Consider the following 12,432-nt stretch of genomic DNA (forward strand, 5'->3'; position numbering starts at 1 on the left):
GCTTTTTTTTGCCATTAACGCTGATTAATTGTCTTCTTCATCATCGTACTCATCACGCTGTTTTGTGACGCGAACCAGGTCAATACGATAATCGGTGGCTTCAATAATCTGGAAGCGCAGCGGCAGCATCTCAATGACTTCTCCCGGCTTAGGCAGCTGGCCTTTCTGCTCAATCAGCAGCCCCGCCAGTGAAGCGTGATCGTCTTCCGGCCTGACCAGCTCCTGAGTATCCAGCAGCTGTTGCAGTGAGTGCAGATCTGTACCGCCTTTCACCAGCCAGCCATCACCATCGGCGATAATATCCGGCGTTTCATCTTCATCCGGGAACTCACCGGCAATGGCTTCCAGCACGTCCAGCGGAGTAATCAACCCCTGCACCACGCCAAACTCGTTGGTCACCACCACAAAACTGCCTTTAGCCCGACGCAGTACGCCCAGCAGGTTCAGCGGATCGAGAGTTTCAGGAACGATGATCGCCGGGGTTGCCGCTGCAAAGGTTGCCACATCAATGCCGTGATCCAGAGCCACCAGCAGCTCTTTGGCGCGCACCACGCCGATAATCTCATCCAGCTCACCGCGACACACCGGGAACAGGCTGTGCGGCGTATCCAGTAGCTGCATGCGGATTTCATCAAGCGGGCGCGTGGCATCAACCCAGGAGATTTCACCGCGTGGCGTCATGATGCTGCGTACCGAGCGTGAAGCCAGCGTCAGTACGCCGTTGATCATGTAGCGCTCTTCATCTTTAAACGCTTCCTGCGGCATGATGGTAGCCACTTCACTGCTCTCGCTGCTGTGATTCTCATTCTGGCGACGGCCGCCCATCAGGCGTTGAATCGCCTCGGCGGTACGTTCACGCATCGGACGCCGTGCCTGATGACGCATAAAGTTATGGCGCGCAATCTGGTTAAACAGCTCAATCAGAATTGAGAAACCAATCGCTGCGTACAGATAACCTTTCGGAATATGGAAACCAAAACCTTCTGCTACCAGGCTGAGACCAATCATCAGCAGGAAGCTCAGGCACAGCACCACCACGGTAGGATGCGCGTTAACGAAGTTCGTCAGCGGCTTCGACGCCAGCAGCATCACCCCCATCGCGATCACCACAGCGGTCATCATTATCGCCAGGTTATTTACCATGCCAACGGCGGTGATCACCGCATCAAGTGAGAACACGGCATCAAGTATCACGATCTGCACCACTACAGCCCAGAAACCAGCATAACCTTTGTTTCCGCCAGCGTTCATATCGCGGTTTTCCAGCCGTTCATGCAGTTCCATGGTGGCTTTAAACAGCAGGAACAGCCCCCCTACCAGCAGAATAAGGTCGCGGCCGGAGAAACTGAACTCACCAACGCTGAATAAAGGACGGGTTAATGTCACCATCCAGGAGATCAACGACAGCAGCCCCAGGCGCATTACCAGCGCCAGCGACAGGCCGATAAGGCGAGCTTTATCACGCTGCTTTGGTGGCAGTTTGTCTGCAAGGATGGCAATAAAGACCAGGTTATCAATACCCAGCACAATCTCAAGAACGATAAGCGTAAACAGACCGGCCCAGATTGAGGGGTCTAAGAGAAATTCCATGACAGACTCCGGAAAAAGGAACGGAAATTCGCAGCAAACGTTCGCAGGAACGTGCAGCGGGAATGATAACCAGTGGGATGTAAGGCGACGTCAGGCGACGTTAATAGCGATACCGGATAGCCCGGCGGCATAAATGAGCGACTTCGGTGACAGTCCATAGGGAGGGCTGAGGCCCGTTACTCCTGTATTAAAAAAGGATCACTACTTTATCAGGTGAAACATGCGCGTCAAAATATTTTCTTACACTCCAGAGACCTCACATCATTTTGTCCGAGGCATACATCAGCTTTATGTAAATCGTAATTAACTCTAAATAGCTGGGTACCGTCACAAAATTTATTTTTTCGCGTACTAAAATAATTCCCGTTACTACGCTGTGTGTTAAGACGCGTTGATACGTTCTCACCGCATTGCAGTAAAAGTTGGACCTTAATCACACTGAAGGCAATAGCATTCAGGTGAACCTCGCGCGGCTTGCAAACAGGGCCGTTGCCAACTGACACAGGAGGTAGCAAGTGACTATTGCTATTATGATTGGCACGCACGGCTGGGCAGCAGAGCAACTTCTGAAGACCGCCGAAATGCTGTTAGGGGAGCAGGAAAATGTCGGCTGGATCGACTTTGTCCCCGGAGAAAACGCCGAAACACTGATGGAAAAATATCAGGCCCGGCTGGATGGGATGGACAGTACGCAGGGAGTGCTGTTCCTGGTCGACACATGGGGAGGCAGCCCGTTTAACGCCGCCAGTCGTCTTGTTGTTGATAAACCAGGTTATGACGTTGTCGCCGGGGTCAATATTCCGATGCTGGTCGAAGTGCTGATGGCTCGCGACGATAATCCCGGCTTTGATGAACTGGTTGCACTGGCGGTGGAAACCGGGCGCGAAGGCGTCAAGGCGCTGAAAACCAAAACTCCTGAAGCTGTTCCTGCTGCTGTGGTAAAAGCTCCCGCTGCACCTCAGGCTCCTATGCAACCCGGCGATCATATGAAAATCGGCCTGGCGCGTATTGATGACCGTTTAATTCACGGACAGGTTGCCACCCGCTGGACGAAAGAGACCAACGTGTCACGCATCATTGTGGTCAGTGATGAAGTGGCTGCGGACAAGGTACGTAAAACGCTGCTGACTCAGGTTGCCCCTCCCGGCGTTACCGCGCATGTGGTTGATGTCGCCAAAATGATTCGCGTGTGGAATAACCCCAAATATGGCAAAGACAAAGTCATGCTGTTGTTTACCAATCCCACCGATGTTCTCCGCCTGGTTGAAGCAGGTGTGACAATCCCCTCGGTGAATATCGGTGGTATGGCATTCCGCCAGGGCAAAACCCAGGTAAACAATGCTGTTTCAGTCGATGCTAAAGATATCGAAGCGTTTAAAAAACTTAATGAACGCGGTATCGAGCTGGAAGTGCGCAAAGTTTCCAGCGATCAGAAACTGAAAATGATGGATCTGATCGGCAAGATAGCTCAGTAGCCCGTGGCCTGATGTTTCAGGTTGAACTCCGTTCTGGCATTAAAGAGGAAAAGTGTAATGGAGATTACCACGCTGCAAATTGTTCTGATTTTTATCGTCGCCTGTATTGCAGGTATGGGTTCCATCCTCGATGAATTTCAGTTCCACCGGCCATTAGTGGCCTGTACATTGATTGGCGCCGTTCTCGGCGATATGAAAACCGGCATCATCATCGGCGGTACGCTGGAAATGATCGCCCTGGGCTGGATGAACATCGGTGCTGCTGTTGCGCCAGATGCGGCACTGGCGTCTATCATCTCGACCATTCTGGTTATCGCTGGTGGACAGAGCGTGGGTGCCGGTATTGCCCTTGCTATTCCGCTGGCGGCAGCCGGCCAGGTGCTGACCATTATCGTTCGTACCATCACCGTTGCCTTCCAGCATGCGGCAGATAAAGCAGCGGAAAAAGGTAACCTCAGCGCCATCTCGTGGATACATGTTTCCGCCCTGGTATTGCAGGCAATGCGTATTGCCATCCCTGCCCTGATTGTTGCTGTCTCGGTCGGTACCAGCGTTGTTCAGGATCTCCTGAGTTCGATTCCGGAAGTAGTAACTAATGGTCTCAACATTGCCGGTGGCATGATCGTGGTTGTAGGTTACGCGATGGTCATCAACATGATGCGTGCAGGCTATCTGATGCCGTTCTTCTACCTCGGCTTCGTCACTGCGGCGTTTACCAGTTTCAACCTGGTAGCTCTGGGTGTGATTGGTGTGGTTATGGCCATTCTGTATATCCAGCTGGCACCTAAATATAACCGTGTTGCTGGAGCTCAGGCCTCAGGCCCTGCGCATAACGACCTTGATAACGAACTCGATTAAGGAAAGGTGAGAGAAATGGTTGATACAACTACAACGCAGAAGAAATTAACACCTGGCGATGTCCGTGGTGTGTTCTTACGCTCAAACCTGTTCCAGGGTTCGTGGAACTTCGAACGTATGCAGGCGCTGGGTTTCTGCTACTCAATGGTACCGGTGATCCGCCGTCTCTATCCGGAGAATAACGACGACCGTAAGCAGGCGATTAAACGCCACCTGGAGTTCTTTAACACTCATCCGTATGTTGCAGCCCCGGTGCTCGGCGTAACCATGGCAATGGAAGAGCAGCGTGCCAACGGTGCGGCCATTGATGATGCCGCAATAAACGGTATCAAAGTGGGGTTAATGGGGCCGCTGGCTGGCGTCGGTGACCCGATCTTCTGGGGAACGGTGCGTCCGGTGTTCGCCGCTCTGGGTGCCGGTATTGCCATGAGCGGTAGTCTGCTTGGGCCGCTGCTGTTCTTTGTGCTGTTTAACCTGGTGCGTTTGCTGGTACGTTATTACGGTGTCGCCTATGGCTACCGCAAAGGTGTGGATATCGTCAGCGATATGGGCGGCGGCTTCCTGCAAAAACTGACAGAGGGGGCCTCTATTCTCGGCCTGTTTGTCATGGGGGCGCTGGTCAATAAATGGACACATGTTGACGTGCCGCTGGTGGTTTCGAGGATTACCGATCAGACCGGCAAAACCACGGTTACTACCGTGCAGTCGATTCTTGACCAGCTGATGCCGGGCTTAATTCCACTGCTGTTGACCTTCGGCTGTATGTGGCTGCTGCGTCGTAAAGTGAACGCGCTGTGGATTATTATGGGCTTCTTCGTAATAGGTATCTTCGGCTACTGGATCGGCCTGCTGGGCGTTTAAAGTACTGTTCTAATCATTTTCATCCCGGGGCCAGCTCAGTCTGGCCCTTTTTTTGGACTCTGCTATGTTGCTGACTGACTACCTGATTGTACTGTTTATAGTTTTGATTTTACTCTATGCGATCTACGACGAATTAATTATGGATCGCCTGCATGGCCCGACCCGGCTTAAAGTTCTGTTGCAGCGCCGCAACAAGCTCGACAGCCTGATTTTCATCGGCCTGCTGCTGATATTGCTCTACAAGAATGTCAGTGAACAAGGCCCGCAGATTACCACCCTGTTGCTGATGGCTCTGAGTGCGCTTACTGCGTGGTTGTTCTGGATACGCGCGCCGAAACTGCTGCTTAAGCAGCATGGCTTTTTCTACGCTAACGTTTTCATTCCCTGGGAGAGGATTAACGCCATCAATTTGTCTGAGGATGGCGTACTGGTGATTGCCCTGGAGAAACGGCGATTACTGATCCACGTTCGTCAGCTCGACGATCTGGAGAAGATCTATCAGGTTATGCTTGAGAGTCGCTAATCTCGTTGGGCGCAGCACTTTCACTTTCACGCTGCCATTCACGCTGCCAGAGACGTAAAGTAAAGTCGGTTTCACAGTTGAACTGTTCAGTGGTAGCGAGAATTCCCCATACTTCCGGGCGGGCGCGCCAGGCGAAAGGAGTCATCTGTAACAGTGCGGCAGACTCCTCGCTGTTTAACGTCATCGGATAACTCAACTGCTGTTCTTCCATCAGCGTAAAGCCTGGCATCTGTTCCGGCGTGGTATCGTGCAGCTGCACATCCTGATAAATCAGCGCCTTGAACTGCATCAAATGACGTGGCCCCGGGGTTACTGTCAGTACATAGCCCTGTGGCTTCACCACTCGCGCCAGCTCCTCCGCCTTGCAGGGCGCATAAATGCGCAGCACGGCATCAAACTGATTATCGCTGAACGGCAAACGATGGCTTGAGGCAACGCAGAACTCCACGTTCCGATAACGCTTTGCTCCGGCACGAATGGCAATTTTAGCCACATCCAGCCCGTAAACGATCGCCTCGCCCTGCTCTTCCAGACGGCGGGCAACTTCATGGGTGTAATACCCTTCTCCACAGCCAATATCTAACACGCTGACGGGAGGCGCTGGCAGAACCCGCATCAGCAGATCGCACACCTGCTGCTGCAACGGCTGATAATGACCTGCATCGAGGAAGTTACGTCGCGCCTGCATCATATCCGCACTATCGCCGGGTTGTCTGGAGCGTTTATGCTGTACCGGCAGCAGATTAACGTAGCCCTCTTTCGCCTGATCAAACTGGTGCTGGTTTTCGCAGCTATAGACACGCTGGTTAAGCACCAGCGGTTGCTGGCAGAGGGGACACTGGTACGACATAACAACACTCCATAAACAGATGACGCGGCAGTTTACTGCAAAGCACGTTGAAAATCCCGCGGACATGATGCAAAAAAGCCCCGTCATTTCTGACGAGGCTTTAGTATTCAGATTTCAGCCTGGATTACACGCAGGGCGGCAATGACAGGCTCAGATCGAAAATTAGATAGCGGTGACGTTCACAGCAGCAGGGCCTTTCTGGCCGTCCTGAATTTCGAACTCAACGTTCTGGCCTTCAGCCAGAGTTTTGAAGCCATTACCCTGGATTGCAGAGAAATGTACGAATACATCTTTGCTGCCGTCAGCAGGAGTGATGAAACCAAAACCTTTAGACTCGTTGAACCACTTAACCTGACCTTTAATCTTTGCCATTTTGCAAATTCCTTAGAGTGTTTATTCGCCCGTGGGCTTTACGTACAGAAAAACCAGAGACATTACTGCATGAGGCACTAATTAAGGCTCGGCAAGGAAGCGGTATTCAACGTCAACGTCTTTACTCAGAACTTCTTTACTCAAGATGCCACACATAAACAGAACTGTACCTCGTTTTACCCGAATGTTTTATCACATATCCGTTAATTAATGGCAAGTCATTTTTAAACAGATATAGAGATGTCGCACACATTTGAAACGATAGCCGGTACAGATTGCACAATCATGCATGTTGCGCCATCAACGATGAACACATTTTCACCCTGCAGAACCATTTTCATCACCTGTAAGTCTGGGGATATTTTAAACCGCAGACGGCATGAAGTCTATGCTGTTACTGCGTAATCCTTATATTTTGCAGCGAATTTATTGCATAATTATTGCAAAGCTTTGAGGGAAATAATGCTTGATAATCAGCCATAAAAAGAGATAAGCACTGAACACTCTGTACAAAATGACGCCATTAGCGCCACTTTATAATTGTATTGCACCAAAAACAGGAAAATGCTTATCCCTTTGCCCCATTTAAAAGCATTGATCTGAACACATGTATTATCATGGCCAGATCAATCTATTTGATTATTAGATCCCGTTCTCTTAATTTGTATCGCGATATAAGAAAATATGGTTAGGATTAGTCCTGGTTGATATTATTCAGCATCATTTGGCCGCCGATCTTCCACGCCTTAAAGCGAGTGAAATCCAGCCCGGCAGCCTGCATAGCCTGCTCCAGCACCTGCGGTGGTTCATCCAGTGACTCATCAGCAAGCTCGAATACCCCCCAGTGGATGGGGATGGTCACTGGCTGCCCGATGGCCCGGTGTAAAGAGACCGCCTGGTCAGGATCCATGTGCTGGCCCTGCATGAACCATTTTGGTGCATAAGCGCCTACCGGCAGCGCCGCGAGTGTAAATGGCCCTAAGCGACGGGGAATTTCCAGTAAATCTTCCGCATATCCACTGTCACCGCTAAACCAGAAATTTAGCGTTGCGTTTTGTATTACCCAGCCACACCACAACGAGCGGTTGCGATCCCAGAGCGTGCGCATACTCCAGTGACGTGCAGGTACCGCATGAATGGTCAGCCCTCCTGCCTGCGTCTGCTGCCACCAGTCCAGCGCCACAACCTGATGCGCACCGATGCGCCGGAACCACGCCTGTAATCCCAGCGGCACCACAAAGGTAACGTCAGGAAAACGGCGCAGGATTTTTTTTATCGTCGGGCGGTCAAGATGATCATAATGATTATGAGAAATCAGCACCACATCCAGCGCAGGCAAGTCATCAATTGCCAGGACTGCGGGGGTTCTTCGCTGCGGGCCGAGAAAGCTCAGTGGAGAAGCACGGCGGGAGAGCGCCGGGTCAATCAGCGTATAGCGCCCGGCGTTACGCAGAAGTACGCAGGCATGACCCAGCCACCACACGCTATCCTGACTGCCGCTGAGGTCAGCCGGCTGGCACCATTGACGGATAAATTGTTCATAGCCCTGAGCGGGTGGATGCGGCAGCCCCTGCTGTTTACGTTCCCGCCGCCAGCGCTTGAGATCGCCGTTTTCACGCAGGTCTGGCGTAAGGTTTTTAAACCCCTCCGGGGTGTGGTGAGGTTGTGCAGGGTCATACCAGGGATTCTGCCAGGCCATAGGCGGCTCCATTAATCGTTTAGCGCTCCGGAATCAGACGGGTAAAATCTTTATCCTCACTCTCATCGCTGGCCTTTGCAGCCTGCTCTTTACCGGCGACAGCGTCAGTCAGACGGCGCAGCATGATATTTTGACGCTTCTGCTCATCAAGCAGTGCTTCCAGTAACTGAATTTGCTGATTAGCTTTTACGCTGGCCCGGTTGACAAAAAACCACGCCACCAGCCCAATAATAACCAGCGCCACCGCCACACTCATTGAGGCGATATCCATCGCCCCTGTTGTCATTTCGTTCATACATGCCTCAAAGCTAAAATGGGCTACCGAAGCACGGTAGCGCCGCGGAGATGATTTTACCTGCTCGAGCGCCAAATGATAGCTGCATCACAAAATAGTCAGACTGCCATCAACTGAGATGATCGGCGGTTTCAGCATCGTCTTATCGATTTTCGTACCCGCTGCCCACATGCTGTTATCATAAGCGCGGGCAGTGAGGACACCGCCTGAGAAATAATAAGGGGATACAAATGAAGTTTTTACTACGTATCATTGCATTGCTGGTCATCATCTGGCTGGCTATGCTCTTAACAGGCTATGGCGTCCTGACAGGAAGTAATAAAAATGTCGCAGGTATGGGATTACAGTGCCAGTATCTGACGGCGCGTGGCATGGTGATTGCGCAGTATCTGCACACAGATAGCGGCATTATTGGTGTAACGGACTGTCCTCTGCTGAGGAAAAGTACGGAAGTCGTTGATAACTAGCACTTATGCGGGCCGACGCAATGTCGGCCCGTACTGTCAGAAAGGATAACTGTGGTAGCCCATCTGTTCAGAGATGGTTTTCGCAGCCTGATGCAGCATGGCAACATAATCTTTTTTATGCTCTTCAGAGAAACGAATGGTCGGGAAAGAGATACTTAAACCGGCAATCACCACGCCAAAGCGATCGAACACCGGCACAGCGATACAGCGCAGCCCCTCTTCCTGCTCTTCATTATCCTCACCGTAACCCTGAGAACGAACCTGATCCAGTGCCGGTAACAGGGCAGCGGCGCTATCAAGCGTCCTGGGTGTACTGCGGGTGAATTCAACACCGGCAAGAATCTCTTCAACTTCAGCACGGTCACGCCATGCCAGCAGCACTTTACCAATGGCGGTACTGTGCAGCGGGTTACGACGACCAATGCGCGAATACATACGCAGGTTGTATAAAGAATCCACCTTATGGATATACACGATGCTGTCTTCTTCCAGCGCACCAAGGTGAATGGTCTCTTTGGTCTGACGCGAAATATCACGCATCTGAATATCCGCGCTGCGGATCAAGTCAACATTCTGTAACGCCTTCGCGCCCAGCTCGAACAGCTTCAGGGTCAGGGCATATTTCTCTGACTCACCTTCCTGCGATACATAGCCCAGAGTTTTCATGGTTTGCAGGAAACGGTATACGGTACTCTTCGACATCATGACACGCTGTGAAAGCTCGGTAATACCGATTTCTCGCTCCTCGCCCAGCGCCTGCAAAATGCCAAATACTTTCATGACCGAAGAGACGGAATCTGGTTGTTTATCGGAATCGGCACTGCTCATGTTTTACCTTTTCTGTTTTATAAAAAATGGAACGCTATTTCCAGTATACGTACCCCCCCGGCGCTGTGCAACGACCAGCGGCTTATGGCGGACACATCCGCTGATAGTTTTCAGCCGGTTACCGACTGGCAATAATTATTAAAACCATTAGCATGATGATATTCGCCCTTCTGACTATTTTATTATCATGCCTGCTGAAACATCGACTGACGGTTTACCGCTACCCCAGCGCTATGGGGCAATTGTGGCTATTGCGCTCGGCATTACCGTTGCCGTGCTCGATGGTGCGATCGCTAATGTCGCCCTCCCGACCATTGCCCGCGAACTGCACGCCAGCCCGGCACAATCAATCTGGATTGTGAATGCCTACCAGCTGGCGATAATTGTTTCGCTGCTGTCACTGGCTTTCCTCGGAGATATGCTCGGCTATCGCCGCGTTTACCAGTGCGGCCTGGTGGTGTTTACCTGTACCTCGTTATTCTGCGCACTCTCCGATTCACTGACCATGTTAACCTTTGCTCGTGTGCTGCAAGGTTTTGGTGGGGCGGCACTTATGAGCGTCAATACCGCCCTGATACGAATAATTTATCCTCAGCGCTTTCTGGGACGGGGGATGGGGATTAACTCACTGATCGTCGCCGTCTCCAGCGCCGCAGGCCCCACCGTCGCCGCCGCCATTTTATCTGTCGCTTCGTGGCAGTGGCTGTTCCTGATTAATATCCCGGTTGGCATTGCCGCTCTTTTTCTGGCTCTGCGTTTTCTGCCAGACAATCAGCAAAAGTCCAGGGGGCAACGCTTTGACATTATCAGCGGCGTAATGAACGCCCTCACCTTTGGCCTGCTTATCTCACTACTCAGCGGCTTTGCTCAGGGTGTAAACGGCAGAGTGTTGCTGGCGGAGTTACTGTTGCTGCTGGTGGTGGGTACGCTCTTTATTCGCCGTCAGCTGCGCATGACGTTTCCGCTGCTGCCGGTGGATCTGTTTCGTATTCCGCTCTTTGCACTTTCGATTGGCACTTCGGTCTGTTCTTTCTGCGCACAGATGCTGGCGATGGTTTCACTGCCGTTCTTTTTGCAGGGCACGTTAGGGCGTAGTGAAGTTGCCACGGGACTGCTGCTGACGCCGTGGCCGCTGGCCACTATGGTGATGGCACCGATTGCTGGCAGGTTGATAGAGCGCATTCATGCCGGGCTGCTTGGAGCCATCGGACTGGCGATGTTTGCCAGCGGGCTGTTCGCGCTGGCGCTACTTCCCGCCAGCCCGACAGACGTGGATATTGTCTGGCGCATGATGCTGTGTGGTGCCGGATTTGGTCTGTTTCAGTCACCGAACAACCATACAATTATTACCTCAGCCCCGCGTCACCGCAGCGGCGGCGCCAGCGGAATGCTGGGTACCGCACGGCTGCTTGGGCAGGCCAGCGGTGCCGCGCTGGTGGCACTGATGTTTAATCTTTTCAACACGCAGGGAACCCACCTTTCGCTGCTGCTGGCAGGCAGCTTCGCTACCGTAGCAATGCTGGTAAGCGCTTTACGTATCACTCAGCCGCGTAACCTGTCAGCATAAAAAAACCCGCCGAAAGGCGGGTTTTTACTTTTACAGAATGGTGATTATTTCAGGTATTCACCGGTACGCAGCGCTTCAATACGTTTATCCAGCGGCGGGTGAGACATAAACAGCTCACTCAGCGACTTGGATTTACCATTAATGCAAAGCGCCATCATACTGCTGGCTTCCTGCGGCTCGTAGCTGGTTTTCAGACGCTGCAACGCAGCAATCATCTTTTCACGACCGGCAAGACGTGCCGCACCAGCATCTGCATGAAACTCACGGTGACGTGAGAACCACATGGTGATGATGCTGGCAACGATACCAAACACCAGTTCAAGCACCATTGAAACCGCGAAATAAACCAGTGGGTTCCCGTTACCGCTTCCCTCTTCATCGCGGTTGCCTGACATAAAGCCTGCGGCCAGCTGCGCCAGAATACGCGAAATAAAGATAACGAAGGTGTTCACAACACCCTGAATCAGCGTCATCGTAACCATATCACCATTAGCAATATGGCTGATTTCGTGTGCCAGCACCGCTTCTGCTTCATCGCGGCTCATGTTCTGCAACAGGCCAGTGGATACTGCCACCAGCGAAGCATCACGACGGGCACCGGTGGCAAAGGCGTTGATATCAGGCGCATGGTAAATAGCTACCTGAGGCATAGCGATGCCCGCCTGCTGCGCCTGGCGCCCCACGGTTTGCATCAGCCAGCGTTCGGTTTCGTTACGTGGCTGCTCAATGACTTCACCGCCAACGGAACGTAACGCCATCCACTTCGACATCAGCAGTGAAACAAACGCACCGCCGAAGCCAAACAGACCCGCCATAATCATCAGGCCCATAACGCTGCTTGACTGGATCCCTGTCAGGCTGAGGATCAGCCCGAAAACCACCATCACCCCAAGGTTGGTTAGCAGGAAAAGAGCAATACGCATCATATAATTTATTCTTCCTCAGTTATTCCGCTATTCGCGTAACACCATCGTAAGGTCAATACTGCACTTTTCAAGCACTCTTAATCTTTAAGTGTCTAAAAAGACATAACTTTACAATTTGTCT

Annotated in this window: 13 protein-coding genes and 1 pseudogene; 6 read left to right on the forward strand and 8 right to left on the reverse strand. The window is 51.9% G+C overall.

Features of this window, described 5'->3' with window-relative positions:
• Positions 1-24 precede the first annotated feature (24 nt).
• Positions 25-1,590, reverse strand: a complete 1,566-nt coding sequence (locus GN242_RS11215) for a TerC family protein (RefSeq protein ID WP_156287494.1) — start codon at positions 1,588-1,590, stop codon at positions 25-27.
• Between the two features lie 515 nt (positions 1,591-2,105).
• Here GN242_RS11215 and manX point away from each other — a divergent pair.
• From manX to GN242_RS11235, 4 genes are all read left to right on the forward strand, one after another.
• Positions 2,106-3,065, forward strand: a complete 960-nt coding sequence (gene manX / locus GN242_RS11220) for a PTS mannose transporter subunit IIAB (RefSeq protein ID WP_156287495.1) — start codon at positions 2,106-2,108, stop codon at positions 3,063-3,065.
• Positions 3,066-3,122: 57 nt separating this feature from the next.
• Positions 3,123-3,923, forward strand: a complete 801-nt coding sequence (locus tag GN242_RS11225) for a PTS mannose/fructose/sorbose transporter subunit IIC (RefSeq protein ID WP_154751013.1) — start codon at positions 3,123-3,125, stop codon at positions 3,921-3,923.
• Positions 3,924-3,938: 15 nt separating this feature from the next.
• Positions 3,939-4,784: a PTS mannose transporter subunit IID gene (locus tag GN242_RS11230; protein WP_154751012.1), complete on the forward strand. Its 846-nt coding sequence runs from the start codon at positions 3,939-3,941 to the stop codon at positions 4,782-4,784.
• Positions 4,785-4,848: 64 nt separating this feature from the next.
• Positions 4,849-5,307, forward strand: a complete 459-nt coding sequence (locus tag GN242_RS11235; protein ID WP_154751011.1) for a DUF986 family protein — start codon at positions 4,849-4,851, stop codon at positions 5,305-5,307.
• Here GN242_RS11235 and rlmA read toward each other — a convergent pair.
• The 5 genes and pseudogenes from rlmA to GN242_RS11260 all read right to left on the reverse strand — a co-directional run bounded on the left by rlmA (position 5,288) and on the right by GN242_RS11260 (position 8,523).
• Positions 5,288-6,157, reverse strand: a complete 870-nt coding sequence (rlmA, locus tag GN242_RS11240) for a 23S rRNA (guanine(745)-N(1))-methyltransferase (RefSeq protein WP_156287496.1) — start codon at positions 6,155-6,157, stop codon at positions 5,288-5,290. The two genes, GN242_RS11235 and rlmA, sit on opposite strands and share 20 nt — an antisense overlap.
• A 162-nt stretch (positions 6,158-6,319) precedes the next feature.
• Positions 6,320-6,529, reverse strand: a complete 210-nt coding sequence (cspE, locus tag GN242_RS11245) for a transcription antiterminator/RNA stability regulator CspE (protein WP_001062678.1) — start codon at positions 6,527-6,529, stop codon at positions 6,320-6,322.
• Positions 6,516-6,685 (reverse strand): annotated as a pseudogene (locus GN242_RS11250) (DUF2627 domain-containing protein). Before GN242_RS11250 ends, cspE begins: the two are co-directional and overlap by 14 nt.
• 538 nt (positions 6,686-7,223) lie before the next feature.
• Positions 7,224-8,228: an MBL fold metallo-hydrolase gene (locus GN242_RS11255; RefSeq protein WP_156287497.1), complete on the reverse strand. Its 1,005-nt coding sequence runs from the start codon at positions 8,226-8,228 to the stop codon at positions 7,224-7,226.
• A gap of 19 nt (positions 8,229-8,247) precedes the next feature.
• Positions 8,248-8,523, reverse strand: a complete 276-nt coding sequence (locus tag GN242_RS11260) for a YebO family protein (protein ID WP_154751008.1) — start codon at positions 8,521-8,523, stop codon at positions 8,248-8,250.
• A gap of 230 nt (positions 8,524-8,753) precedes the next feature.
• On the opposite strand from GN242_RS11260, the gene GN242_RS11265 reads away from it, so the two are divergent.
• Entirely contained in the window at positions 8,754-8,990 is a 237-nt protein-coding gene (locus GN242_RS11265) for a YobH family protein (RefSeq protein WP_154751007.1), read from the forward strand.
• 36 nt (positions 8,991-9,026) lie between these two features.
• Here GN242_RS11265 and kdgR read toward each other — a convergent pair whose 3' ends face one another.
• Positions 9,027-9,818: a DNA-binding transcriptional regulator KdgR gene (gene kdgR, locus GN242_RS11270; RefSeq protein WP_154751006.1), complete on the reverse strand. Its 792-nt coding sequence runs from the start codon at positions 9,816-9,818 to the stop codon at positions 9,027-9,029.
• A 187-nt stretch (positions 9,819-10,005) separates the two neighbouring features.
• Between kdgR and GN242_RS11275 the strand changes: the two genes are divergently transcribed.
• A complete protein-coding gene (locus tag GN242_RS11275) occupies positions 10,006-11,385 on the forward strand; it encodes an MFS transporter (RefSeq protein ID WP_156287498.1) in 1,380 nt (459 codons plus the stop codon).
• A 44-nt stretch (positions 11,386-11,429) separates the two neighbouring features.
• Here GN242_RS11275 and htpX read toward each other — a convergent pair whose 3' ends face one another.
• Entirely contained in the window at positions 11,430-12,311 is an 882-nt protein-coding gene (htpX, locus tag GN242_RS11280) for a protease HtpX (RefSeq protein WP_154751004.1), read from the reverse strand.
• Positions 12,312-12,432 lie beyond the last annotated feature (121 nt).

The organism is Erwinia sorbitola (assembly GCF_009738185.1).
In the GTDB taxonomy this organism is placed as follows: Bacteria; Pseudomonadota; Gammaproteobacteria; order Enterobacterales; family Enterobacteriaceae; genus Erwinia; species Erwinia sorbitola.